At 71.9% G+C, this 24,214-nt stretch carries 21 protein-coding genes and 1 pseudogene; 7 read left to right on the top strand and 15 right to left on the bottom strand.

Annotation, left to right across the window (positions count from 1 at the left end):
- Positions 1 to 19: 19 nt before the first annotated feature.
- Complete coding sequence (locus E4N62_RS12025; RefSeq protein ID WP_230213859.1) at positions 20 to 925, top strand: transketolase family protein; 906 nt, start codon at positions 20 to 22, stop codon at positions 923 to 925.
- Positions 926 to 948: 23 nt separating this feature from the next.
- Here E4N62_RS12025 and E4N62_RS12020 read toward each other — a convergent pair whose 3' ends face one another.
- The 10 genes from E4N62_RS12020 to E4N62_RS11975 all read right to left on the bottom strand — a co-directional run bounded on the left by E4N62_RS12020 (position 949) and on the right by E4N62_RS11975 (position 10,753).
- Positions 949 to 1,308, bottom strand: coding sequence for an MmcQ/YjbR family DNA-binding protein (locus E4N62_RS12020; RefSeq protein ID WP_184902064.1), 360 nt, complete (start codon positions 1,306 to 1,308; stop codon positions 949 to 951).
- 107 nt (positions 1,309 to 1,415) lie between these two features.
- Positions 1,416 to 2,315 carry a LysR family transcriptional regulator gene (locus E4N62_RS12015; protein WP_184902062.1) on the bottom strand — a complete coding sequence of 300 codons (900 nt, stop codon included), beginning with the start codon at positions 2,313 to 2,315 and terminating at the stop codon, positions 1,416 to 1,418.
- 82 nt (positions 2,316 to 2,397) lie between these two features.
- Complete coding sequence (locus E4N62_RS12010; protein WP_230213858.1) at positions 2,398 to 3,597, bottom strand: glycine C-acetyltransferase; 1,200 nt, start codon at positions 3,595 to 3,597, stop codon at positions 2,398 to 2,400.
- 51 nt (positions 3,598 to 3,648) lie between these two features.
- A complete protein-coding gene (gene tdh, locus E4N62_RS12005) occupies positions 3,649 to 4,677 on the bottom strand; it encodes an L-threonine 3-dehydrogenase (protein ID WP_230213857.1) in 1,029 nt (342 codons plus the stop codon).
- A gap of 217 nt (positions 4,678 to 4,894) precedes the next feature.
- A complete protein-coding gene (locus tag E4N62_RS12000; RefSeq protein WP_230213856.1) occupies positions 4,895 to 5,452 on the bottom strand; it encodes a GAF domain-containing protein in 558 nt (185 codons plus the stop codon).
- A complete protein-coding gene (locus tag E4N62_RS11995) occupies positions 5,449 to 6,048 on the bottom strand; it encodes an ATP/GTP-binding protein (protein ID WP_230213855.1) in 600 nt (199 codons plus the stop codon). Before E4N62_RS11995 ends, E4N62_RS12000 begins: the two co-directional genes overlap by 4 nt.
- On the bottom strand, positions 6,026 to 6,397 hold the full coding sequence (locus E4N62_RS11990) for a DUF742 domain-containing protein (protein ID WP_045556837.1): 372 nt from the start codon (positions 6,395 to 6,397) through the stop codon (positions 6,026 to 6,028). Before E4N62_RS11990 ends, E4N62_RS11995 begins: the two co-directional genes overlap by 23 nt.
- A 2-nt stretch (positions 6,398 to 6,399) precedes the next feature.
- Positions 6,400 to 6,831 carry a roadblock/LC7 domain-containing protein gene (locus E4N62_RS11985; protein ID WP_184902050.1) on the bottom strand — a complete coding sequence of 144 codons (432 nt, stop codon included), beginning with the start codon at positions 6,829 to 6,831 and terminating at the stop codon, positions 6,400 to 6,402.
- A gap of 86 nt (positions 6,832 to 6,917) precedes the next feature.
- Positions 6,918 to 9,188 (bottom strand): ATP-binding protein, encoded by a 2,271-nt coding sequence (locus E4N62_RS11980; protein WP_230213854.1) that lies wholly within the window; start codon positions 9,186 to 9,188, stop codon positions 6,918 to 6,920.
- 386 nt (positions 9,189 to 9,574) lie between these two features.
- Entirely contained in the window at positions 9,575 to 10,753 is a 1,179-nt protein-coding gene (locus E4N62_RS11975; RefSeq protein ID WP_230213853.1) for an MBL fold metallo-hydrolase, read from the bottom strand.
- 131 nt (positions 10,754 to 10,884) lie between these two features.
- On the opposite strand from E4N62_RS11975, the gene E4N62_RS11970 reads away from it, so the two are divergent.
- The 3 genes and pseudogenes from E4N62_RS11970 to E4N62_RS11960 all read left to right on the top strand — a co-directional run.
- On the top strand, positions 10,885 to 12,066 hold the full coding sequence (locus E4N62_RS11970; RefSeq protein ID WP_230213852.1) for a Glu/Leu/Phe/Val dehydrogenase dimerization domain-containing protein: 1,182 nt from the start codon (positions 10,885 to 10,887) through the stop codon (positions 12,064 to 12,066).
- A gap of 68 nt (positions 12,067 to 12,134) precedes the next feature.
- Positions 12,135 to 12,755 carry a TetR/AcrR family transcriptional regulator gene (locus E4N62_RS11965; protein WP_230213851.1) on the top strand — a complete coding sequence of 207 codons (621 nt, stop codon included), beginning with the start codon at positions 12,135 to 12,137 and terminating at the stop codon, positions 12,753 to 12,755.
- Positions 12,756 to 12,920: 165 nt separating this feature from the next.
- Positions 12,921 to 13,139, top strand: a pseudogene (locus tag E4N62_RS11960) (TerD-family protein); the annotation flags it as partial.
- A gap of 130 nt (positions 13,140 to 13,269) precedes the next feature.
- On the opposite strand, the gene wrbA reads toward E4N62_RS11960, so the two are convergent.
- On the bottom strand, positions 13,270 to 13,875 hold the full coding sequence (gene wrbA, locus E4N62_RS11955; protein WP_230213850.1) for an NAD(P)H:quinone oxidoreductase: 606 nt from the start codon (positions 13,873 to 13,875) through the stop codon (positions 13,270 to 13,272).
- A gap of 92 nt (positions 13,876 to 13,967) precedes the next feature.
- Positions 13,968 to 15,467, bottom strand: coding sequence for an aldehyde dehydrogenase family protein (locus tag E4N62_RS11950; RefSeq protein WP_230213849.1), 1,500 nt, complete (start codon positions 15,465 to 15,467; stop codon positions 13,968 to 13,970).
- Between the two features lie 140 nt (positions 15,468 to 15,607).
- Between E4N62_RS11950 and E4N62_RS11945 the strand changes: the two genes are divergently transcribed.
- Entirely contained in the window at positions 15,608 to 16,315 is a 708-nt protein-coding gene (locus tag E4N62_RS11945; protein ID WP_230213848.1) for an IclR family transcriptional regulator, read from the top strand.
- Positions 16,316 to 16,342: 27 nt separating this feature from the next.
- On the opposite strand, the gene E4N62_RS11940 is transcribed toward E4N62_RS11945, so the two are convergent.
- From E4N62_RS11940 to E4N62_RS11930, 3 genes are all read right to left on the bottom strand, one after another.
- Positions 16,343 to 18,256, bottom strand: coding sequence for a primary-amine oxidase (locus E4N62_RS11940; RefSeq protein ID WP_230213847.1), 1,914 nt, complete (start codon positions 18,254 to 18,256; stop codon positions 16,343 to 16,345).
- A 66-nt stretch (positions 18,257 to 18,322) separates the two neighbouring features.
- On the bottom strand, positions 18,323 to 19,801 hold the full coding sequence (locus E4N62_RS11935) for an APC family permease (protein ID WP_230213846.1): 1,479 nt from the start codon (positions 19,799 to 19,801) through the stop codon (positions 18,323 to 18,325).
- Between the two features lie 182 nt (positions 19,802 to 19,983).
- On the bottom strand, positions 19,984 to 20,772 hold the full coding sequence (locus tag E4N62_RS11930) for an IclR family transcriptional regulator (RefSeq protein WP_230213845.1): 789 nt from the start codon (positions 20,770 to 20,772) through the stop codon (positions 19,984 to 19,986).
- Positions 20,773 to 20,887: 115 nt separating this feature from the next.
- Between E4N62_RS11930 and E4N62_RS11925 the strand changes: the two genes are divergently transcribed.
- Entirely contained in the window at positions 20,888 to 22,477 is a 1,590-nt protein-coding gene (locus E4N62_RS11925) for an acetolactate synthase large subunit (protein WP_230213844.1), read from the top strand.
- An 11-nt stretch (positions 22,478 to 22,488) separates the two neighbouring features.
- Positions 22,489 to 24,009 carry an aldehyde dehydrogenase gene (locus tag E4N62_RS11920; RefSeq protein ID WP_230213843.1) on the top strand — a complete coding sequence of 507 codons (1,521 nt, stop codon included), beginning with the start codon at positions 22,489 to 22,491 and terminating at the stop codon, positions 24,007 to 24,009.
- The last annotated feature ends 205 nt before the right edge of the window (positions 24,010 to 24,214 follow it).

Genomic DNA, 24,214 nt, shown 5'->3' with positions numbered 1-24,214 from the left:
TGGAAGGACGCAAGACCTCATGGACACCATGCGTGATCGCCTCGCACCCGTCATCTCCGGCCTGCTCGACGAGGACCCCCGGGTCGCGGTGGTCCTCGCCGAGATCGGCCGGGACGGCTTCACGGAGGCCGCGCTCCGCCATCCGGACCGGGTGATCAACGTCGGCATCCGGGAGCAACTGCTGATCGGCACGGGCGCGGGCCTGGCGCTGGCCGGGATGCGGCCCGTGGTGCACACCTTCGCGAGCTTCCTCGTGGAACGGCCCTTCGAGCAGGTGAAGCTGGATCTGGGGCACCAGGACGTGGGCGCGGTGCTGGTCAGCGCCGCCGCGTCCTACGACTGGCCCGCGGGCGGCTTCACCCACATGGCACCCGGCGACGTGGCCGTCCTGGACACACTCGACGGGTGGACCGTGCACGTACCGGGGCACCCCGACGAGGCCGAGACGCTGATCCGGCACGCGGTGGGCGCGGGCGAGGACAAGGACGACAAGGTGTACGTACGGCTGTCCGCGCAGTCCAACGGGTCGGCGCTCGCGGTGGACGGACAGCGGTTCTGCACCGTGCGGGAGGGGCGCCGCGGGGTCGTCGTCGCCGTCGGGCCCATGCTCGACGCCGTCCTCGCGGCGACCGCGGGGCTCGATGCGACGGTGCTGTACGCGTCGACCGTGCGCCCGTTCGACTCGGCCGCGTTGCGCCGGGCCACCGACTCGGCGGGCACGGACGTCGTCCTCGTCGAGCCCTACCTGGCGGGCACGTCGACGGCTGCCGCCAACGACGCGCTCGCTCATGTGCCGCACCGGGTCCTCGGGCTGGGGGTGGGCCGGCGAGAGCTGCGCCGCTACGGGCAGCTCGATGAGCACGTGGCCGCGCACGGGTTGGACGCGGCCTCGCTGCGGGAACGGATCACGGGGTTCCTGCGGTAGCGGCACGGGCGGGCCCGGGCAGCTCAGTCGGCGGCCGGGAGCCCCAACTCGGGGTGGGCGTCGAGGAGTCGGGTCGGTGCCGACTGGCGCCAGGAGTCGGCGAGGACGTCGCGCAGCTCGGCCTCGTCCTCCAGGGCGGAGAGCCGCACCCTCACCCAGGCGAACCCGGCCTCGTGGTCGGCGATCCAGAACTTGCCGGGCTCGGCGAGGACCAGCTCGTCCCGCTCGACCTTGGGGCACCGCACGGCCATGGACGTCTCGTCCTCCGGCAGCGTCGCGAACATCTTCCCCGCCACCCGGAACGTGGGCATGCTCCAGGCGATCTTCTCCGTACTGTCGGGCAGGGAGAGGGCGACTCGTCGTACGTCTTCAGCATCGGGCATGGAACGCACGGTAGCGGTGACCACTGACACTCACCGAGGCCGCTTGCAGTAGATCGACGTCGGCCGCAGCGTCCCGTGCGGGTCCGCCGCGTAGAAGGCGCTCCCGCTCACCCGGCCGCCTCCCCCAGCGCTTCCAGCACCGGCCGGATCAGCGGGTGCCCCTCCGCGCCACGGCGCACGGCGGCGAAGACCCGGCGGGTGGGGGCCACGCCGTCGACGGGGCGTACGACGACACCCGTGAGGTCCGTGCCGCGCAGCGCGGAGCGGGGCACGAGGGCTACCCCCGCGTCGGCGGAGGCGAGGGCGACCACGGCACGGAAGTCGTCGGAGGAGTGTTCGAGACGGGGTTGGAAGCCTGCGTTCTCGCAGGCCAGGACGACGACGTCATGGCACGGGTTGCCGGGGTAGGGGCCGATCCAGGGGTCCTTGGCCAGTTCGGCGAGCGGCACCTCGGCCGAGTCGGCGAGACGGTGGCCCACGGGCACGACCGCGTCGAACGGCTCGGCGTACAGCGCGACGTGCGTCAGGCGGGGGTCGTCGGCTGCCGGCGCGCCCCGGTACTCGACGGCCACGGCGATGTCGACCTGCCGGTCCAGGACCATCGGCAGGCTCGCGTCACCCTCGGCGTCCTGGACGCGCAGGCTGATGCCGGGCGCGGACACGGCGAGACGGGCCAGCGCGGGTGCCACGACCTGGGCGATCCCGGTGGCGAAGGAGGCGACCGTGACGGTGCCGGCCTCGCCCGAGCTGTACGCGGCCAGTTCCGCCGCCGCCAGTTCCAGCCGGGCGAGGACCGCGTTGGTGTGGCCGAGCAGGATCTCGCCGGCCGGGGTCAGCCGTACGCCCTTGGCACCCCGTTCGACCAGGCGGTGTCCCGTCTCCTGTTCCAGGGCCGTGAGCTGCTGGGAGACGGCGGAGGGGGTCAGGTACAGCGCGGCGGCAGCCGCCGTCACCGTACGGTGGTCGGCCACCGCACGAAGGATGTGGAGCCGCCGCGCTTCGATCATGGGGTCGATTCTCTCAAATGCCCGCTTTCCCCCGGAGCCGCCCGCATCGGGCCCCCGCCCCGGCCGACCCGCTTCGCTCCGCTCAGGTCTCCAGCTCCGCCCGTGCCGCTACGAACGCGTCCACCGCCCGGTGCACGTCCACCGTCGAGTGCGCGGCGGAGAGCTGGACACGGATGCGGGCCTGGCCCTGCGGGACGACCGGGTAGGAGAAGCCGATCACGTAGACGCCACGTTCCAGGAGCAGCTCGGCCAGGCGCCCCGCCTTCGCCGCGTCGCCGATCATGACGGGGGCGATCGGGTGGTCGCCGGGGAGGATGTCGAAGCCCTCCTCGGTCATGCGACGGCGGAACAGCGCCGTGTTCTCGGCGAGGCGGACGCGCAGGTCGTCGGCCGACTCCAGGAGGTCGAGCACCTTCAGGGACGCCGCCGCGATCACCGGCGCGAGGGTGTTGGAGAAGAGGTACGGGCGGGAGCGCTGGCGCAGCAGGGCGACGATCTCGGCGCGGGCGGCGACGTAGCCGCCGGAGGCGCCGCCGAGGGCCTTGCCGAGGGTGCCGGTGATGATGTCGACGCGGTCCATGACGCCGTGCAGCTCGGGGGTGCCGCGGCCGCCGGGGCCGGTGAAGCCGACGGCGTGGGAGTCGTCGACCATGACCATGGCGTCGTGGCGGTCGGCGAGGTCACAGATCTCGCGGAGCGGGGCCACATAGCCGTCCATGGAGAACACGCCGTCGGTGACGATCAGCTTCCGGCGGGCGCCGCCCTGGGTGGCCTCCTTCAACTGCCGTTCCAGGTCGCCCAGATCACGGTTGGCGTAGCGGAAGCGGCGGGCCTTGGAGAGCCGGATGCCGTCGATGATCGAGGCGTGGTTGAGGGCGTCGGAGATCACCGCGTCCTCGGGGCCGAGCAGGGTCTCGAAGACGCCGCCGTTGGCGTCGAAGCAGGAGGAGTAGAGGATCGTGTCCTCCTGGCCGAGGAACGCCGACAGCCGCGCCTCCAGCTCCTTGTGCACCTCCTGGGTGCCGCAGATGAAGCGCACGGAGGCCATGCCGTAGCCCCAGCGGTCGAGGGCCTCGTGGGCGGCGGCGATCACCTCGGGGTGGTCGGCGAGGCCGAGGTAGTTGTTGGCGCAGAAGTTGAGGACCTCGCCGGGACGGCCGCCGGCGGTGACCGCCACGGTCGCCGACTGCGGGGTGCCGATGACCCGCTCGGGCTTGTGCAGCCCGGCGGCACGGATCTCGTCGAGGGTGGTGCGCAGGTCGTCGCGCACGGAGTCGAACATCGTGAACTCCTAGAAGAAGCAGGTGACTTACGTGGTCCGGAAGCCGGTGACTCACGCAGTCCAGTCGAGGATGACCTTGCCGCCGGCACCACTCGCCGCGTCCGCGAACGCCGCCTCGTGGTCGCGGTAGCCGTAGCGGCCGGTGATGACGGGGGCCAGGTCGAGGCCGCCCTCCAGGAGGACCGTCATGGCGTACCAGGTCTCGAACATCTCGCGACCGTAGATCCCCTTGATGGTGATCATGGAGGTGACGATGCGGGCCCAGTCGACTGCGAACTCCTCGGACGGCAGTCCGAGCATGGCGATCCGGCCGCCGTGCGTCATGTTGGCGATCATGTCGCGCATCGCGGCGGGGTTGCCGGACATCTCCAGACCTATGTCGAAGCCCTCCCGCAGACCGAGGGCCCGCTGGCCGTCGGCGATGGTCGACTCCCGCACGTCGAGCGCGAGGCTGACCCCGATCTTGCGGGCGAGTTCCAGCCGGTCCTCGCTGACGTCCGTGACCACGACATGGCGGGCCCCGGCGTGCCGGGCGACGGCGGCGGCCATCAGCCCGATGGGGCCCGCCCCGGTGATCAGGACGTCCTCGCCGACCAGCGGGAAGGAGAGCGCGGTGTGCACGGCGTTGCCGAACGGGTCGAAGATCGCGGCCACGTCGAGGTCGACGGGGACGCGGTGCACCCAGACGTTGGTCGCCGGCAGGGCCACGTACTCGGCGAACGCCCCGTCGCGGCCGACGCCGAGGCCGACGGTGGCGCGGCACAGGTGGCGGCGGCCGGCGAGACAGTTGCGGCACTTGCCGCACACCAGGTGACCCTCGCCGCTGACCCGGTCGCCGACCCGGATGTCGGTGACGGCACCGCCGGTCTCCACGACCTCACCGACGAACTCGTGGCCGGCCACGAGCGGGGTGCGGATGGTCTGCCGGGCCCAGCCGTCCCAGGACCGGATGTGCAGGTCGGTGCCGCAGATCCCGGTCCGCAGGACCTTGATCAGGACGTCACCGGGGCCGATCTCGGGCTCCGGGACGTCGACGAGCCACAACCCGGGCTCCGCCTTCTCCTTGACCAGCGCCTTCAACGCTACGGCTCCTGTGGGTGCGCCCCCGGCGGCGGCCCATGACGAACGGACCCGTACCGGGGAGAGGGGTGGAATCGCCGATCAATCTGCCGCACGCCGATACCCCGGGTCCATCGAGCTTTTCTTAAGCTCCGCCGCAGCTTTCCTTCACACCCGCGGCGGCGATCCGCCGTGGACCGCACCGCCGATCCGCCATGAAGTGCCCTCCCCTCGGGCGTTACGGAAACGCCTCCCGTCCCTCGATCCGGGCGGCGAGTTGCGCGGCCATCGCCTTGATGGTCTCCAGACCCGCCGTGCCCCATGAGCGCGGCTGGACGTCCATGACACAGACCGTGCCGAGGGCGATGCCCGTACGGTCGAGGAGGGGGGCGCCGAGGTAGGAGCGGATGCCGTGGTCGTCGACGACGGGGTTGCCGGCGAACTTCGGGTACTCGCGGACGTCTTCGAGGACGAGCCCCTTGCGGCGCACCACCACATAGGGGCAGAACCCGTGGTCGCGGGCGAGACGACGATCGACACCGAGCACCGTGGTGTCCGCCGTTGGCTCCGCCGACACATGCAGGCCGGCGAAGAACTGTCGTTCCTCGTCGATGAAGTTGACCGTCGCGTACGGCACCGCGGCGACCTCCGCGAGCCGGTCCGCGAAGGTGTCGAACTCCGGTTCGGCGTAGGCGCCGAGCCCCAGCATCCGCAGCCGCGCCACGCGCTCGGGGGCGCCCGGGTCGTCGGGGGTGAGCAGCAGCCGTCCGACCGGACGCGGCGGGTCGTACGTCACGTGTGGGCTCCGTGGCTCGGCAGTTGCGCCGGGGTGTGGGCGAGGAGGTGCCGGACGAGGGTGAGCAGGGTCTGGGCGCCCGAGCTGGAGATCCGGGCGTCGCAGCAGACGACGGGGATCTCCGGGTCGAGGTCGAGGGCCGCGCGCACCTCGTCGGCGTCGTAGCGGTAGGAGCCGTCGAACTCGTTGATGGCGACGATGAAGCCGAGGCCGCGCTGCTCGAAGAAGTCGACGGCGGCGAAGCAGTCCTCCAGGCGGCGCGTGTCGGCGAGGATGACCGCGCCGAGGGCGCCCTCGGAGAGTTCGTCCCACATGAACCAGAACCGCTGCTGTCCGGGGGTGCCGAACAGATAGAGCACATGGCGCGGGTCCAGGGTGATGCGGCCGAAGTCCATCGCGACGGTCGTCTCGACCTTGTTCTCGATGCCGTCGAGATTGTCGGTCGCGGCGCTCACGGTGGTGAGCAGTTCCTCCGTGCTCAGCGGCGCGATCTCGCTCACCGCGCCGACGAAGGTCGTCTTGCCGACCCCGAACCCTCCCGCCACCAGGATCTTGAGTGCGGTGGGGAAGGGGTCAGAGCTGTCGTCGTAGTCCATCGAGCACTGCCTCCAGAAGAGACCGGTCTGTCGGGTTGTGGTGGAAAACCGGGGGCTTGGTGGTGAGGGCTCCGCAGTCGACGAGGTCGGACAGCAGCACCTTGGTGACCGTCGCCGGCAACGTGAGGTGGGCGGCGATCTCGGCGACCGAGACGGGTGCCCGGCACAGGTCGAGTGCGGTCGCGTGCTCGGGGCCCAGATAGCCGAGGGGGGTCGCCCCGGTGGCCATCACCTGTGAGAGGAGATCGAGCGCGGTGGTCGGCCGGGTCCGGCCGTTGATGACGGTGTAGGGGCGCACCAGACGCCCGGCGGCGTCGTCGTACAAGGGTCCGTCGCCGGCCGCGGGCACGGTCAAGGCCTCATCGCGGAGGGTTCGACGGCTTGCCGGGGCTGGGTGACCAGGTACGGGCGGACGCTCTTGACCAGCATCGCCATCTCGTAGCCGAGGACGGCGGCGTCGGCCTCGCGTCCGGCGAGCACGGCGAGGCAGGTGCCGGAACCGGCCGTGGAGACGAACAGCAGGGTCGAGGCGAGTTCGACGACGACCTGGCGGACGTCGCCGCCGTCGCCGAAGCGGACGCCCGCGCTGCGTCCGAGGGAGTACAGGCCGGAGGCCAGGGCCGCCATGTGGTCGGCGCTGTCCGGGTCCAGGCCGTGGACCGACTTCACCAGCCCGTCGCAGGAGAGCAGCACCGCGCTCGTGGTGTGCGGTACACGCTGGACGAGGCCGCTCATCAGCCAGTCGAGGTCGGATACATGGCCGGTCGGCGCATCGCTCGCCATGGTGGATCGACTCCTTGGGGTGCGTTGGTCTGCGGGAGCGCAGGGGTGGGGACCGTGGTGGGGTGGTGGTGGGGGTGAGGGGGTGGTCATCCGGCCGGTGTGCTCCCGTCCTGCCGGGGTGTGAGGTCGTGTGCCGCGTCGAGGGCGGACGGCGGTACGGCTATGGGGGCGCCGCCCCTTGGGTGTCCGCCCAGGGGTTGCGCGGCGTCCTTGTGGGGTGCGTCCATGTGGGCCAGCTCCATGTGGAGTGCGTCGGCGCCGCCCGTGCCGTCGTGCGGTGCCGGGGCCGGGTAGCCGGTGTTCGAGCCTGTGCGCGGCTGTCCCGTGTCGATACGGGACGCGGCGTCGGGGGCGGGCGGTGAGAAGTCCACGGGCGACGCGAAGTCGGCCGGGGCGGCGATGTCGGCGCGGGAGGCGAAGTCGGCGCGGGTAGTGCTGTCCGAGCGAGAAGCGAAGTCGGCGGGGACAGCGCTGTCCACCTGCGGCGTGTCCAGGGTGGAGGTGTCCCAGTCCGAGCTCTCCATCTGGCGTGCCTCGGCGAGTCCGATGCCGCGCTGGAAGGCGGCCATCAGCCCGGGGTCGTGGCCGATGTAGTGGTCGGGGTCCTGCCGGGGCGTGGGTGCGGGGCCGCCGCGCAGCTGGGGCACGATGTGCTGCTGGGCGCGGCGGCGGGGCAGCTGGGGCTTGCCCATGGTCCCGCGGACGGCGCCGCCGACCCGGGGGTCGGGGTGTGCCGGCGTCGTCCGCGACCGTCCGCCGGTCGTCCGGGCGGATGCCGGGCACGGCCTCGGCCGGGTTGGGCCGGTCCTCCCGGGCGCCGCGTACCGGCAGCGGGGTCGGTCCGGTGCCGCTCCTGCCCGAGCCCTGCCGGGCGCCGCCCGGCCGGGGCCCTGTTGCCGAGGCACGGTGGCGCGTGCGGGCTCGGCGCCGCGCGGTGGCCGGTCTCGGGACGTGCGGGCTGCGCGGGGCCGGGCGGCCGGACCGCTCGTGCGCTTCGGCGGCGCGGGCGGGGCCGCCCGTCGGACGGTCGGCGGGGCGGGTGCGGACGCCCGCTGGGGCGGGGCGGCCGGTGCCTGGTGGGTCCCGGCGGACCTGCGCATGCCGGTGCTCTGCTCGGGGACGGCGTGAGTGTGCGGCAGGTCGTCGGGTTCGCCGCCGAGGAGGCCCTGAGGGACGACGAACGCGGCCTGGACGCCGCCGTAGATGTTGCTCTGGAGGCGGACCTGGATGCCGTGGCGGCGGGCCAGCTGGGAGACGACGAAGAGCCCGATGCGGCCGTCCTGGAGGAGGCTGGCGACGTTGACCTGGTCGGGGTCGGCGAGCAGGGCGTTCATCTTGTTCTGCTCGGTGACGGGCATGCCGAGACCGCGGTCCTCGACCTCGACGGCGAGGCCGGAGGTGACGAGGTTGGCGCGGAGCAGGACCTGGGTGTGCGGGGCGGAGAAGACCGTGGCGTTCTCGACGAGCTCGGCGAGGAGGTGGATGACGTCGGCGACGGCGTGCCCGCGCAGGGTGCCGTCGACGGGGGGCACCAGCTTGACCCGGGAGTACTGCTCGACCTCGGCGATCGCGGAGCGCAGCACCTCGGTCATGGAGACGGGGTTGCTCCACTGGCGGCGGGAGACGGCGCCGCCGAGGACGGCGAGGTTCTCGGCGTGCCGGCGGATACGGGTGGCGAGGTGGTCGACGTGGAAGAGGCCCTTGAGCAGGTCCGGGTCCTCGATCTCGTTCTCCAGGTCGTCGAGGATGGAGATCTCGCGCTGGACGAGGGACTGGAGTCGGCGGGCCAGGTTCACGAAGACTTCGAGCTTCTGTTCGCTGCCGGCGTGGCTGGAGAGCTGGGAGGCCTGGACGACGGCGGTGACGGCGCTGTCGTGGGCGCGGGCGAGGTCGGCGGCGAGCGGCTCGAAGTCGTCGGCGCCGGCGGCGGTTCTGATGCGGGGCCCGCGCGCGGGCGGCTGGTCGCCGCGCCGGAGCGCGTCGACCAGGGAGCGCAGGTCGTCCTCGCCCTTGCTGCTGGCCTGACGCAGGGCGCCCAGCCGTTCGCGGACGGCCTTGGCGGTGCGCCCGGCGGCCACGGCGCCGATCGCGATGCCGGCGAGGGCCACGGCGGCGGCTCCGGCGAGGACCGCCCACAGAGTGAGGCTGGGGCGGGCGCCGCCGGCGCGGAAGGTGAAGAGGACGGCGGCGCAGGCGCTGAGGGCCACCGCGGTGGGGGGCAGGACCGCGAGGCGCACCAGCTGTGGCCGTATGTGGATCTCGGGCAGTGAGGGGACGGCGGCGCGGGTGGCCGATCGCCCGTGCCGCCCGCCCTCACGGCGATCTGCGCGGGCGGCCGGTGCGCGAAGGTGAGACATCAGCGTCCTCGTACTGGTCCGTCTGGGGGTGGGGGGTGCCGCGTCCGGGCGACTCGGGCGTGCGCCCTCGCGTGTCGGTCGCGAGAGACGAAGAATTCGGCACAGCGTCGTCCGACGGCAACTCACAGTAGTCGCCAACGCGTCATGTGCGGTGCGCAGTTGACAAAGACCGCCGTAATGCGTCCCACTCTGGTATGAGGCTTCGTGCGAAAGTCCGATAATTCTTCGGACGCTTGCTCCTGCCGGATTCCTTTTCCGCTCGAATTTCGATCAGAGTCGCTCAGAATGGGTCAGTAAAAGAAGTGGAGGGCCGGGGAGCACTGTGCTCCCCGGCCCTCTGCGTCCCACGAAAAATCACCCTGTCGGGAGAATTCCCGACCGGATTCTCAGCCCTCCGCCACCAGGTCCAGCCGCTCCCCCACCGGGGGCCAGGCGGCCCAGCCGCCGACCGGCTGTTGGGAGACCGCGCGCCACCACGGATCCACCGGCGGGGTGTTCTTCGGCTCGAACGGCTCCCCCGGCCGCGGCGCGGCCATCGTGACCCCCGCGTCGTGGGTGGCCCACATCATGCGCTCGCCCGGCTCGGCCCAGGCGTGCATCGCCAGGTTGAACGTCGCCCAGTGGATCGGCATCATCACCCCGCCGGGCTCGCCGCCCTGCAGGTCGAGGTGGGTCCGCAGTCCCTCGTCGGGGGTCATGTGGATGTCGGGCCAGTACTCCGAATAGGCACCCACCTGGATCATGGTGAGGTCGAACGGGCCGTGCGCGGCGCCGATGTCCTTGAAGCCCTCGAAGTACCCGGTGTCGCCGCTGTGGTAGATCCGGTGCTCCTCACCGGCGACGACCCAGGAGGCCCAGAGCGTGTGCTGGGTGTTGCGCAGGCCCCTGCCGCAGAAGTGCCGCGCCGGGGTCGCGGTCAGGGTGAGGCCGCCGACCTTCGTGTCCTCGTGCCAGTCCAGCTCGCGGATCCGGTCCGCTGAGACCCCCCAGTGCTCCAGATGGGCGCCGACGCCCAGGGGCACGGCGAAGAGCGTGTCCGTGCCCGCCAGTTCCTTGATCGAGGGCATGTCGAGGTGGTCGTAGTGGTCGTGCGAGATGACGACGACGTCGACCGGGCCGAGCGCGGCGAGCGGCACCGGGACGGGGTGCAGCCGCTTGGGCCCGGCGAAGGCGAACGGGGAGCAGCGCTCACCCCAGACCGGGTCGAAGAGCACCCGGTGGCCGTCGATCTCGGCGAGCACGCTCGAATGTCCCATCCAGGTGGTCCGCAGCCCGCTCGCCGGGGGCCTGGCCAGGTCGGCGAGGGTCGTGGAGTGCACGGGGATCAGCCCCGCCGGGGCCCGCCGCACCCTCTCGTCCTTGCGGAAGTAGCTCCTCGCCATTTCCACGGCGGCACCCCCGGAGGGGCGGACCTGGGCGCCCTCGGGGTTCACGAAGACCCCGTTCGCGAAATGCGGGGATCTGCGGATCCGCTCCCATCGGGCGCCGCTCGGATCCGCGCCGAAGGCGGCGGGCCGCACTGCGCGCAGCCCCGAGCTCAGAGAACGGGATCCGGAACCGGACACGGCACCTCCAGGTGGATTCGCTCAGGCATCCCATTATGGTCCGCCCCTCCGACCGCGCCGGGTCCGATCGTCCCCGCGCGATGCAATACTGACCAACTATTCAGTAGATCCTTTTGTTCCCGGGGAGCCCCATGACCATCAGCCCTTTCTTGTCGCTCACCTGGACCGACCACGTCACGGGCCGGCGGGGCTTCCTGGTCGTGGACCGGCTGGTGCGCGGGGTCTGCAGCGGTGGCCTGCGGATGCGCCCCGGCTGCACGCTGGACGAGGTCGCCGGGCTCGCGCGCGGCATGACCATGAAGGAGGCGCTGCACTACGCCCCCGAGGGCCGGTACGTCCCGCTCGGCGGCGCCAAGGGCGGCATCGACTGCGACCCCCGGGACCCGGAGGCCTACGGCGTCCTGGTGCGCTACCTGCGCGCGATGCGCCCGTACATCGAGTGCTTCTGGACCACGGGCGAGGACCTCGGTCTCGCCCAGGACCTGGTGGACCGCGCGGCCTGCGAGGCGGGCCTGGTGTCGACGGTCCAGGCGGTGTACCCCCTCCTGGACGACGAGGGATCGGCCCGGCGACGCCTCGCGGACGCCTTCGCCGTCCAGGTGGACGGCATCGGCCTCGATGAACTGGTGGGCGGCTGCGGTGTCGCCGAGTCCGTGCTCACCGCCCTGGACCGGACCGGCACGCCGCACGCCGGGACCCGGGTCGCCGTGCAGGGCCTGGGCACCATGGGCGGCGCCACCGCCCGCTTCCTCGCCCGCGCCGGCCTCACGGTCGTCGCGGTCGCCGACATCAAGGGCACCGTCGCCAACCCCGCCGGGCTGGACGTAGAGGCCCTGCTCGCCGCGCGCGACCCGTACGGCACGATCGACCGCGCCGCGCTGCGGCCCAGCGACCGGGAGACCCCCGCCGACGCCTGGGTGGCCACCGAGGCCGACGTGCTCGTCCCCGCGGCCGTCTCCTACGCGATCGACACCACCAACCACCACCTCGTCACCGCCCGGCTGATCGTCGAGGCGGCCAACATGCCCGTGCTGCCCGAGGCCGAGGAGGCGCTCACCTCCCGCGGTGTCACCGTGCTGCCCGACGTGGTGGTCAACTCCGGTACGAACGCCTGGTGGTGGTGGACCCTCTTCGGCGACATCGGCCCCACCGCCGACGAGGCGTTCACGCACACCCGCCGCTCCATGCGCGCCCTCGTCGACCTGATGCTCACCCGGGCCGAGACCGAGGGCATCACGCCCCGCGCCGCCGCTCACGCCATCGCCGCCGACCGCGTCCCGGCGATCACGGACCGCTTCGGCTGGCACCGCTGACGTCCCGGCCCGCGCCGGGGTGGCTCGAAGCCTGCGGCGGCAGTCGGGGGCCTGGGTAGGGTTGCCACGTGGGCAGGGTGCGGTTGAGCGTGGCCGAGCGGCGTGCGGAGTTGCTCCGGGCCGCCATCGAACAGATCGAGGAGCGGGGCGTCGCGGCGGTACGGATCGCCGACGTGGCCGCCGTCCTCGGGGTGAGCAACGCCCTGGTCCTCTACCACTTCTCCACCAAGGAACGCCTGGTGGCCGAGGCCTTCCGCCATGCCGCCGAGGACGACCTGGCCCACCTCCGCAAGCTCCTGGGCCGCCGCACCACGGCCCTGCGCCGCCTGAGGGCGGCCGTCCGCTGGTACGCCCCCACCGGCCAGGCCAAGGGCTGGCGGCTGTGGATCGAGGGGTGGGCCGCGTCCCTGCGCGACCCCGCGCTGCGCGAGGTCACCCGCGATCTGGACCGCCAGTGGAAGGCGGCTCTCACCGAGGTCATCGAGGCGGGTGTGGCCGCCGAGGAGTTCCACTGCCCGGACCCCACGGCGTCCGCCCTCCGCCTCACCGCCCTCCTGGACGGCCTGGCGGTGCAGATGACCTCCTACGAAGGAGCCGTCTCCCGCACCAGGGCCCTGGAGTGGGCCGACCGGGCCCTGGCCCACGAACTGGGCCTGACCCCCGACTCATTGACAACGGCGCCCCGCTGAACACGGCGAACACCCGCGCCCCGCAAGGGGCGCGGGGAACTGCGCGGGGAACCACAACGGACAGAACGCCGCCCACGGAGCCCGAAGGAACGTGCCGCACAGGGCTTCAACAGGTCGACCGAGAGCCATACTTGACCATGAGGGGCCGGCCCGCGATGGCCCGGCATGGGGAAAGGCAGCAATCCGGTGAGCGACAGCCAGGGCGTGAGGAAGGCCGAAGTGCGGCTCAAGTGGGACCCGAGTCCCTGGAATCAGTCACCTCATCATCTCGACATCATCGCCACGACGTACTCGGCGGACGCGCCCCGCGGGCGGCCGGTGTACGTCGTCCACTTCGACAGCCGCTCACCGGACGGCACCATCAACATGTCCCGGCACAGCCAGTGAGGGGCCACACAGCGTTGCAGGCGCTGTCGGGCCGGGGCAGCCGTGGCCGGGGAGCGGTTGCGCCTTCAGGGCGGGGGCGGGCCCCGCTGCGGAAGGTCGGACCACCGCCCGGGGGCCGTGGGCGGGGTCAGCCCGCCAGTAGGGTCGTGAACCGGGCCAGCCGGGCGCCCTGGAAGCGGGCGCAGGCCAGCGCCGTCTCGTCCGGGAGAATCGAGGGGAAGCCGGCGGGCCATGACGTTCCGTACGGGTTGCCGCCCGACGCGTAGACGGCGTCGTCCGTGTAGCCGAGCGGGACGATGACCGCGCCCCAGTGGTAGAAGACGTTGTTCAGGGACAGGATCGTCGACTCCTGGCCGCCATGCCGCTCCGCCGAGGAGACGAAGGCCGTCACCGGCTTGTCCGCCAGCTTCCCCTCCTGCCAGAGACTTCCGGCGGTGTCGATGAACTGCTTCAGCTGCGCCGCAGGAGCGCCGTACCGCGTAGGGGTGCCGAAGGCGTATCCGTCGGCCCACTCCAGATCGGCGAGCTCGGCCACCTCAACGGTCGACTCCGTCTCCCGGTGATGCGCCGCCCAGTCCGGATTCGCCGCGATCGCCTCGTCGGGCGCGAGTTCGGCGACCCTGCGCAGCCGCACCTCGGCACCGGACGACTCGGCGCCTTCGGCCACCGCTCGCGCGAGCCGATGCACGGACCCCGTCGCGCTGTAGTACACGACCAAGACATGAGCTGACACGGAGAACCCCTCCTGGAGGCAGTGGACGACCACAGGGCGGTCGACGGTGACAGGGCGGACGGTCAGGGGAAGGCGCGCGGAGGAGCGCGCTCTCACTTGTCGGGCGTGTACGAGAGGACGGCCGTGACCGTCTTCTCCTCGGTGTTGGCCTCGATGCCGGCCCAGCCCAGTTCCCGCCCCTGGCCACTGAGCCGGGAACCGCCCCAGGGCACGCGGGGGTCGAGCGGCGCCCAGCCGTTGATCGCGACGGCGCCCGCCTTCACCTGACGAGCGACCACATGGGCCCGGCTGACATCGGCGGTCCACAGGGTGGCGGCCAGCGCGTAGTCGCTGTCGTTGGCCATCGTGATCGCGTCGGACTCCGTGTCGAACGGGATCACGGCGCCCACGGGCCCGAAGATCTCCCTCCGGGCGATCCTCATGGCGTTGTCCACGTCGGCGAACAGGGTCGGCTCGACGAAGAAGCCCCTGGCGTGCGGCCGGCCGCCCCCGGTGATCAGGCGGGCGCCCTCGTCGACCCCGGCCGCGATGTACTCGGAGACCCTGCCCAGCTGCCGGGCGTTGATCAGCGCGCCCATCGTGGTGCCCTCGTCGAACGGGTCGCCGACCTTGGTGGCACGGGCCCGCGCCACCAGGCGCTCCAGGAACTCGTCGTACACGGAACGAGCGACCAGGATGCGGCTGCCCGCGGCGCACACCTCGCCCTGGTTGGCGAAGATGCCGACCGTCACCCCTTGCGCGGCCTCGTCGAGATCCGCGTCGGCGAAGACGATCTGGGGACTCTTTCCGCCGAGTTCCAGGGTCGTGCGCCGGAACCCCTTCGCGGCGGCCAGAGCCACCTTGTGTCCCGTCTCGGGGCTGCCGGTGAAGGAGATCTTGTCCACGCCGGGGTGGTCGATGAGCGCCTGCCCCGTCACCGCGCCGAGTCCGGGAAGGACGCTGAACGCCCCGGCCGGGAAGCCTGCCTCCTCGATCAGCGACGCGAGGAGAAGGGAGGTGAGGGGCGCGTCCTCCGGAGGCTTGAGGACGACGGCGCAGCCCGCGGCGAGCGCGGGCGCGATCTTCCACGCCCCGATCATCGTCGGTGAGTTCCAGGGCGTGATGGCCGCGACGACCCCGACCGGCTCGCGGACGGTGTAGCTGTGCGTGGGCCGTCCCATGTAGGAGGACGTGGGGACGGAGCGGCCCTCCACCTTGTCGGCCCAGCCGGCGAAGTACCGGAACGTCTGGATCGTCTGGGGGAGGTCGATCGCCCGCGGTTCGAAACCGGGCTTGCCGATGTCCAGCGACTCCAGCGTCGCGAACTCCTCGCTCCGGGCCTCGATCAGGTCGGCCAGGCGGTGCAGCAGGACCGCCCTGACGCTTCCTTCGGTCCTCCCCCACTCTCCCTCGTCCATCGCGGTCCGGGCGTGCGACACGGCCCGTTCCACTTCACGGGCCCCCGCCGCGGCCACGGTCGTGAGCCGGCGTTCGGTGACCGGGTCGATCACGTCGAAGGTTTCGGTGCTCTGACTGCTGTCCCATCGCCCGGCGAGGTAGGGCTCCGTGGGAACGGTGGCGACCAGCCGTTCGGCCTCTGCGCGTGTGAGCATGTACGATTACCGTTCTATGAGGACGATATTCGAAACCATAGGGAGAGGGTGACGTCGGGTCAAGGGGTCGGCGTCACCGAGCCGTTCCCGGCGCCGTGACATGATGTGCGCCACTCGGTAGCAGGAGGAGAGAGAAGATCGTGGCGGCGACCGGCGGGGAAACGTCCCTGACTCTTGACCGCGGGCTGACGGTGCTGTCGCTGCTCGCACGCAACGCCGACGGCCTCACTGCGGCGGAGCTCGCCGAGCAGCTGACGATCGCCCGGGCGGCCGTCTACCGTCTTCTGCGCACGCTGGAGGCGCACAACCTCGTCGCCCGCCTCGGCACGCGGTACATCCTCGGATTCGGTGTGGCCGAACTGGCCGGACAGCTCAAACCACGGCTGCAGGCCACCGTCCTGCCGATCCTGCGACGGCTCAGCGAGCAGACCAACAGCACGGCGCTGCTGAGCGTCGCCGACGGCGACCAGGCCCTGATCCTGCTGACGGCGGAACCGCCGAACTCGACCATGCACCTCGCCATGCGGGAGGGTGCCCGGCACGCCCTGACCGTCGGCGCGGACGGCATCGCCATCCTCGCCGGCCGGCCGGACTCCGACGCGGACACCGAGCACGTCCGCGAGGCCCGCCGCCGGGGCTACGCGGTCAGCGTGGGCTCGATCCAGGAGGGCGCGATCGGCATCGCCGCCCCCATCCGGGTCTCGGACTGGTCGACGGCGAGCCTCGGAGTGGTGCAGCTCGGCCTCAAGCTCGTCGACGACCGGATCCCGCATCTGGTGACGGAGGCGGCCGGGAGCGCCGCGACGCAGCTGGTCGGCACAGCCGGCCCCGAGGCCGTCGGGCGCTGACACCCGCCGACCCCGCGGCCGCCCCGGTCAGTGGCAGTGCGTCGTCCCGTGCCCCGGCGGGGGCGGTACGTCCAGCGAGGGGTTGCGGTCGAAGAATCCGACCGGCTTCAGCGCGAATCCGACGTAGTCGCAGGGCATGATGGGCCAGTCCTCCGGGCGTGGCAGGTGCGAGGTGCCGAAGGTGTGCCACAACACCACGTCCGTGTCGACGAGATCACGCTCCTGCCGGATCCAGGTGCCGATGCCGTCACCGGGGTGCTGGTTGGGGTAGTCGCCGGCGGCGTGCAGTTCGTCGGGGCTGTACCGGGTCACCCACAGATGCGCCCGCGCGAACTCGGCACGCCGCGCCAGATCGCTCTCGGGGGCGGCCAGCAGGGTCGGCCCCACGAAGGGCACCAGCTTGTAGGCGACCGGCTCGTCGAAGCGGTTGCGTACGCCGGGGTTGGTGATCTTCCAGGTGCGTGCGGCGAGCGGGTCGCACATCCGGCGTCCGTCGCGTTCGTTGGTGATCTCGGTCCGGCGGGCGACGATCGCGTTTCCGTACGGGTTGTCCGGCCCCATCGGCAGACCCACCGCGTCGACCTCCACCACCGTGTTGCGTGGCCCGTCGACCTCCATGTCCAGGCGCATGTTGAACAGGTGCTGGTGGTTGGGCGCGTCCAGCTGGGGCGCCACGAGCGTGCCGTAGGCGGGTTTCTCGCCGGGGGCGACGGCCCGGGTCTGCACGATACCGGTCAGCTTGGCCTCGAACTGGATCGTCCCGTCGAGGTAGAAGTACCAGAAGAAGCCGTACTCGTAGTTGCCGATCGTGTGGATCGACGACACGACCAGCCGCCGGGAACGCCTGACCTCCGCCTGCGGGACGTAGCGGAAGTCCCAGTGCTTCCAGAGGATCCCGTAGTCCTCCTCGTGGAGGCAGATGGCGTTGGTGACGGTGTGCGCGGTGCCCGACTCGTCGCAGAGCACGGCGTCGAGATACCGGATCTCGCCGAGGCAGTCGCAGCCGAGACTGAGCGAACCGACCGTCTTGCCCAGGCTGTACTCACCCGCGTCGAAGACGTTCCGGAAGAAGAAGTCGTCGCTGGTGTCGCCATAGGGCACCACCATCTCGCTGATGCCGGCCCGGTGCAGGATCGGGCGTCGGCGCCCGTCGTCCTGGTAGGAGACATCGCTGATGACGAGTCCCTCCACCACGTCGATGTGGGCGTGCAGCCGCCACCGCTGCCACTCGATCACATGGCCGGACACCGTGAAGGAGGGGCCTTCGGGCTGGGTGATCTCGATGGGGCGGAGGTCGTCGCGCAACGGACCGACACTGGCCGGGTCGTAGTTCCCGCTCTCCGGCGGAAGCGGCAGCGGATCCCCCTCCTGGATGGCCGCCACCGAACGGGCGTCGCAGTCGATGACGAAGACGAGGTTCCCGACGGGCCTGGCGTAGCCGTTGTCCTCGGTGAAGTGGCGGACGTACGCGGTCGCCCGGATCACTCGTCGTCGTGCGTCCACCCCCTCGATCGGCAACGTGCCGGTCGACCAGGGGTCGAACTGCAGCTGCGAGAGATCGTCGACACCGTGCCGTACCAGGGCCTCCACCGCGGCCTGGTCGTTCTTGATGATCTCGTCGAGTGCCATCAGCTCGTCGATCATGATGGAGGGCTGCCTGCCGGGGAGATGTTCCCAGGAGACCAGGCTGTCGTCGGTGAGATCGACCCGCGCCTCGAACATGGCGCCGGCCTCGGGGTCGTAGACGACGAGGAAGGCCACCCGGGGGATCGGCTGCGCGGGGTCGTACTCCCGTACCTGTTGCTTGTCGGGAAGGTCCAGCCGGATCAGCGGGAACCTGATCGCGGTCCGCTCCGCCTGAGCGGCGCGCACCACGCCGACCGCCTGCTCCGTCTCCTTGGAGCTGAGCGGATCGTACGGGTGCGACGTCGTGGTGGTCACTGCCGTTCCTCCTGCCGGTCGGGGGTTGGATGCGGGGATGGGGCGGGGCGGCGGATGCGGGCGCCGTCATCCTGTGGTCACCTCACTCGATCTGCGCGCCGGCTCGTCGGCGACGCCTCCCTGCCGGGAGGACCTTCCGTGGATGAAGAAGGACCACACCGCGCCGAGTGCCACCCAGACGAGAAGGGCCCAGGGAACGGTGTCGAGGGGGCTCTGCGCCTTGTAGACGGCGCCGAACACCGCGCCTGCCGCCACCAGGGCCCCGACGCTGCCGGCGACGAGGAGCTTGGCACGGTTGACGTACGGCCACAGGCCCTTCACACCGAGCGCGGCGACGATCATGTACATCAGCGCGAGGCCGGTGCCGCCGAAGCCGGCCATCCAGGTGAACGCCGGCGACCACTGCGGTTGCAGGACACCGGGCTGAGCGGTCTCGCGCGGGAAGATGCCGTCGCCGACACGGACGGCGACGATGGCCACACAGGCGAACACACCCAACAGGGCGCAGCCCCATACGGGGGTGAGGAACCGGCGATGCAACTTCGCCAGCTTCGAGGGCAGTCGGCCGCTGCGGGCCATGGAGAGCATCCCCCTGCTGGACGCGACGCCGACACCGATCGCCACCGCGAGGACGTCGAAGATGATCAGGATCCCCATGAAGGTCCCGAAGCCGTCGGACCCGTACTCCTTGCCGGAGGCCAGGGCCTCCAGCGGGAAGACGCTGTCCTTCCACGCCTGCGCGTCGAGGCCGAAGCCCAGAGCCTGCGCGTAGGCCACGATCAGGTAGTAGACCCCGACGATGCTGATCGACCACATGACCGCGCGGGGCACGTGGCGCTTGGGGTTCTCGGTCTCCTCGGCCAGGTTGGCCGCCGACTCGAACCCGATGAACATGTTGATGCCGTACAGCACGCCGTAGAGGAGGTCCAGACCTCCCACGGAGAACGGGTCGAAGGGTTCGGCGGACAGGCCCTGGCTGCTGCCGCCGACCCGGAAGACGATGACCAGGGAGAACACAAGGACGACGACCATGGTGACCAGGGCGAGGAAGAGCTGCGCCCGGATGGACACCTGGACGCCGACCACGAGAAGGGCGACGACGAGGGCGGCGTAGCCCAGCGACAGGGGCCACCACGGCACGTCGACGGAGAGCGAGTTGAGGAGCCAGGTCTGGGTGAGTCCGCCCAGCACGAGGAAGGTCGACGCCCCCAGCACCATCATGGCGCCGTAGTAGAGCCATCCGGCGACCACGCCGACGCGCGGGCCGGCGCTGTCGCTCACGTACTCGTAGAGCGAACCGCACAGATGGATCCGCCTCGCGTACTGGGCTATGACCCATCCGACTCCACAGATGCCGATGCCGGCGATGGCGATCGCGACGGGGGTGGCGACGCCGGCGCCGCGCCCCGTGGCCGACAGGCCGACGACCAGGGGCAGCAGGGCCGCGACCGAGAAGACCGGCCCCATGAAGCCGATGGATTGAGTGAGGACGCCGATCAGGGACAGGCGGCCGTGGGCCAGGGTGGTGCGATCAGGGCTTGCCATCCCGATCAGCCTCCAGTTTTCACCACTGTGCGATATTCGTACATGCTGTACGTTTGTTGGTAGCACATGGTGTGGTGGCTGGTGGTGGGTGTCAAGGCCCGCCGGGCACAAAGGAGGCCGCCCCCGCCGAACTGTTGCGACGGGGGCGGCCGTTGACCGAGAAGAAGGAGCCGGGCGGCGACCTACCGCGGCCCGAGCAGGAACGCCCGGGCGGAGTGCGCGGCGGAGACCACGTCCGGCGTGGCCTCGTCGACGCGGTCCTGGCGGTGCGAGACGAACATGACGCAGGCGTCCAGCACGTCCCCTCCCCGGGCCAGCGGCGCCGCGACCGCGTGGGCACCCGGCTCGACCGCGCCATGACTCGTGACCCAGCCCCGGCGGCGCGCATCCCGTACCGCCTCCGGGTCGTCGTCGGCGGGGGCCCGTCCGGCGCGGATCGCACACGGCGCGGCCCCGCGGTCCAGCGGCTGACGGGAGCCCTTGCGGTAGGCGAGGTGGTAGTCGGCGTTCCGAGGGACGGCCGTGGCTACGGCGACGACGCAGTCCGGTTCCGGGAAGAACAGGATCGCCGTACCGCCGTAGCGGTCGGCGAGTTGCTGCAGCAGCGGCTGGACGAACTCCGCGAGGGTGGGCCGGGAGGAGCCCGCGAGCGTATGGAGTTCCCCGCCGGGCACGTACGCGCCGTCCGCGCTCCTCGCCAGGAACCCCTCGGCGGCCAGCGTGCCCGCGAGGCGGTGGACGACGGTCCGGTGCAGCCCCGTCCGGGCGGCGATCTCGGCGACCGTCAGTCCGCGGGGCTGGTGGGCGACGGCCCGCAGGACGGCGAGACCCCGGACGAGCGTCTGCGACGGCGGCTGACTGGGCCGCTTGACCGCCCGCCCGCCCTCCTCGCTCCCGCCGTGCGCACTGCCTCCCATGCCGCTCGCGACCTCTGCCCGCACCCCGCTCACCACCTTCCCGGTTCCGCTCACGCGTTCAGCGTAGGCCACGGATCCACCGGCCCCGGGGCTTGACGTCGGGGCCCTCCCCTGCCAATCCTGTGCACCTTACGCACAGACGGTGCGCATAGTGCACGGAGGGAAGTCCATGAACCACGCCACGACCGTCTGGCAGGCGAACCGGTTCGGCGCCATGACCGGGGCGGAGGCGCTGGTCGAAACCTCGCTCGCCGCCGGAGTGGACGTCTGCTTCGCCAATCCGGGAACCACCGAGATGCCGCTGGTCGCCGCGTTGGACTCGGTCCCCGGCACCCGCGCGGTGCTCGGGCTCTTCGAGGGCGTCTGTACCGGAGCTGCCGACGGCTACGCCCGGATCGCCGGGCGGCCGGCGATGACGCTGCTCCACCTGGGCCCGGGTTTCGCCAACGGCATCGCCAACCTGCACAACGCGCGCCGGGCCCACTCCCCCGTCTTCAACGTCGTCGGGGACCACGCCAGTTGGCATCTCGCCCATGACGCGCCCCTGACCTCGGACATCGTCTCGCTGGCGCGCCCCGTCTCCGGCTGGGTCGGCACCGCCGCCTCCGGTGCGGGTCTGGCCGAACTGACGGCCCGCGCCATCGGGGCCGCCGGCGCCGCGCCCGGCTGCGGGGCCACCCTCATCGCCCCCGCCGACCTCCAGCAGGAGGTCCTGGAGGGCCCGGTGGACGTCGAGTTGCCCGGCACACCGCGCCGACGGGAGGTGGCGGCCGAGGTCGTCGACGCCCTCGCCAAGCGGCTGCGGGCCGGGGAGCGCGCCGTCCTCCTGCTGGGCGGGACGGCGCTCGACGAGCGCGGGCAGCGGGCGGCCGCGCGGATCGCCGCCGCCACCGGGGCGGTGCTGTACAGCGAGACCTTCCCGGCCGCCGCCGAGCGCGGCGGCGGTCTCCCGGACCTCGACCGCCTGCCCTACTTCCCGGAGAGGGCGGTCGAGGCTCTCGCCGGGGCCCAACTCGTCCTGCTGGCAGGGGCCTTGGAACCCGTGTCGTACTTCGGCTACGAAGGGATCCCGAGCCTGCTCGCTCCCCCCGGCACCGTGGAGGTGCTGAGCACACCGGAGGAGGACGGCGCGCACGCGCTGGAGGTCCTCGCGGACGCCCTGGGAGCGCCCGAACCGCCGTCACCCGCCCGGCCTGACGACGCGGGGCTCCCGGACGGAGCGCTGACGCCGCGGTCGGTCGGCCGCATCGTCTCGGCGCTGCTCCCTGAACACGCCGTCGTCTCCGTCGAGGGCGGCACCTGCGGCTACCCCTTCTTCACCGCCTCGTCGCACGCCGCCCGGCACACCACCCTGACCAACACCGGCGGAGCCATCGGACAGGGCCTGCCCGCCGCCGTCGGTGCCGCGATCGCCGCGCCCGGCCGCAAGATCGTCGCCCTCCAGTCCGACGGGAGCGCGCAGTACACGATCCAGTCGCTGTGGACGATGGCACGGGAGCAGCTGCCCGTGGTCACCCTCATCGCGTCCAACCGCGTCTACAACGTGCTGCGCACCGAACTCGACCGGCACGGCCAGAGCAGTCCCGGTCCCAACGCGATGGCGCTGACCAGCCTGGACGCGCCGGCCTTCGACTGGCCTTCGCTGGCCCGCGCCTACGGCGTACCCGGCACCCGGGTCGAGACGGGTGAGGCACTGCGGCGCGCGCTCGGCCGCGCGCTCGCCTCCGACGGTCCCCAGCTCATCGAGATGGCCCTGTGAGAGGAGCCGCCATGCACAGCACAGCAGACCCGGTCGCGGACGTGGCGGGGGCGGTAGACCGCTTCCTCGCCGCGCCGCGGACCATGCTCATCGGCGGCCACTGGGTCGGCGCCCTCTCGGGCCGCTCGTTCGCCAGTGTCGACCCCGCCACCGGCGCCGTGCTCACGACCGTTCCCGACGGCGACGCCGCCGACGTCGACCGGGCCGTCACGGCGGCGCGCCGCGCGTTCGGCGACCCCGGCTGGCGGCGGATGAGCCCGCTGGAGCGGGGCGTGCTGCTGAACCGGGTCGCCGACGTCATCGAGGCGCACGCGGACGAACTCGCCCTGCTGGAGTCGCGCGACAACGGCAAGCCGGTCTCCGTGGCACGCGCGGTGGACGTGGGCACCAGCGTGAAGCTGTTCCGCTACTTCGCGGGCTGGCCGAGCAAGCTGGAGGGCAGCACGATCCCCGTGTCGCCGCGCGGTGGACTGCGCGTGCTGAACTACACCACGCGGCAACCGGTGGGCGTGGCGGGACTGATCGTGCCGTGGAACTTCCCCGTGTCGATGGCGTGCTGGAAGCTGGCGCCCGCGCTGGCCACCGGCTGCACGGTCGTCCTGAAGCCCGCCGAGGAGACCCCGCTGTCCACGCTGCGGCTCGCCGAGCTGCTCCAGGAGGCGGGGGTGCCGGACGGTGTCGTCAACGTCGTCACCGGGCGTGGCGCCTCGGCGGGTGCCGCCCTCGCCGCACACGACGGGATCGACAAGATCGCTTTCACCGGGTCCACGGAGACGGGCCGCGCCATCGTCCGCGCCGCCGCGGGGAACCTGAAGAAGGTCTCCCTCGAACTCGGTGGGAAATCCCCCAACATCGTGCTGCCGGACGCCGACCCCGAGGCCGTCGCCGAAGCCGCCGCGCAGGCCGTCTTCTTCAACCAGGGACAGGTCTGCACGGCCGGCTCCCGGCTGTACGTGCACCGCAAGATCTTCGACGACGTACTGGACGCGGTGGCCGAGCGCGCCCGCGGCATCGTCGTCGGTCCCGGCAGCGACCCGGCCACCGAGATGGGTCCGCTGGTCTCCGCGCGCCACCACGAGCGGGTCACCGGGTTCATCGCCGCCGGCCGGGAACAGGGGGCACGGCTCGCCGCGGGCGGCGGGCGGCCCGGACTCGACGCGCCGTACGACGCGGGCTACTTCGTCGAACCGACGGTGTTCGTGGCGCCCGACGACGGTCTGCGCATCGTCAGGGAGGAGATCTTCGGCCCCGTGCTCGCGGCGATGAGCTGGGACGACGTGGACGATCTGGTCGAGCGGGCCAACGACTCGCCCTTCGGGCTGTCGGCCGGCATCTGGACGTCCGACCTGGGCCACGCGCACCGCATCGCCGACGAACTGCAGGCGGGCACCGTGTGGATCAACTGCTACAACCTCACGGATCCCGCGTCGCCCTTCGGCGGCTTCAAACAGTCCGGCTGGGGCCGCGAAATGGGCCGGACCGTGCTCGACCACTACACCGAGATCAAGAGCGTCTGGGTCAACCTAGGCTGAGGCCGAGGTCCACTCCCGGGCGGGCAGCCGCGGTCGCGCCGCACAGCGCGCCCCTCGGCGCCACAGGCGCGCAATTCCGCATTCCCCTTGCCACCGCAGGCACTCGGCTGCGGGTGCCCCTCGGCGCAGCGTCCCCCCTGACGTCGCGTGCCGCCTCGCTTCCACACCCCCTCGTCGTCGTACCCCCATGTCCCGATCACCCCTG

The sequence above is a fragment of the Streptomyces sp. MNU76 genome, assembly GCF_020982545.1.
Classification (GTDB): Bacteria; Actinomycetota; Actinomycetes; order Streptomycetales; family Streptomycetaceae; genus Streptomyces.
The sequence above is the reverse complement of the archived record's forward strand: the minus strand, read 5'-3'. Positions and strand labels throughout refer to the sequence as shown.

Bases quoted from the DNA above. Each gene is read 5' to 3' on its own strand.
- E4N62_RS12025 (WP_230213859.1), top strand. From the start codon at position 20: ATGGACACCATGCGTGATCGCCTCGCACCCGTCATCTCCGGCCTGCTC.
- E4N62_RS12020 (WP_184902064.1), bottom strand. From the start codon at position 1,308: ATGCCCGATGCTGAAGACGTACGACGAGTCGCCCTCTCCCTGCCCGAC.
- E4N62_RS12015 (WP_184902062.1), bottom strand. From the start codon at position 2,315: ATGATCGAAGCGCGGCGGCTCCACATCCTTCGTGCGGTGGCCGACCAC.
- E4N62_RS12010 (WP_230213858.1), bottom strand. From the start codon at position 3,597: ATGTTCGACTCCGTGCGCGACGACCTGCGCACCACCCTCGACGAGATC.
- E4N62_RS11995 (WP_230213855.1), bottom strand. From the start codon at position 6,048: ATGGACTACGACGACAGCTCTGACCCCTTCCCCACCGCACTCAAGATC.
- E4N62_RS11985 (WP_184902050.1), bottom strand. From the start codon at position 6,831: ATGGCGAGCGATGCGCCGACCGGCCATGTATCCGACCTCGACTGGCTG.
- E4N62_RS11980 (WP_230213854.1), bottom strand. From the start codon at position 9,188: ATGTCTCACCTTCGCGCACCGGCCGCCCGCGCAGATCGCCGTGAGGGC.
- E4N62_RS11970 (WP_230213852.1), top strand. From the start codon at position 10,885: ATGACCATCAGCCCTTTCTTGTCGCTCACCTGGACCGACCACGTCACG.
- E4N62_RS11950 (WP_230213849.1), bottom strand. From the start codon at position 15,467: ATGCTCACACGCGCAGAGGCCGAACGGCTGGTCGCCACCGTTCCCACG.
- E4N62_RS11935 (WP_230213846.1), bottom strand. From the start codon at position 19,801: ATGGCAAGCCCTGATCGCACCACCCTGGCCCACGGCCGCCTGTCCCTG.
- E4N62_RS11925 (WP_230213844.1), top strand. From the start codon at position 20,888: ATGAACCACGCCACGACCGTCTGGCAGGCGAACCGGTTCGGCGCCATG.
- E4N62_RS11920 (WP_230213843.1), top strand. From the start codon at position 22,489: ATGCACAGCACAGCAGACCCGGTCGCGGACGTGGCGGGGGCGGTAGAC.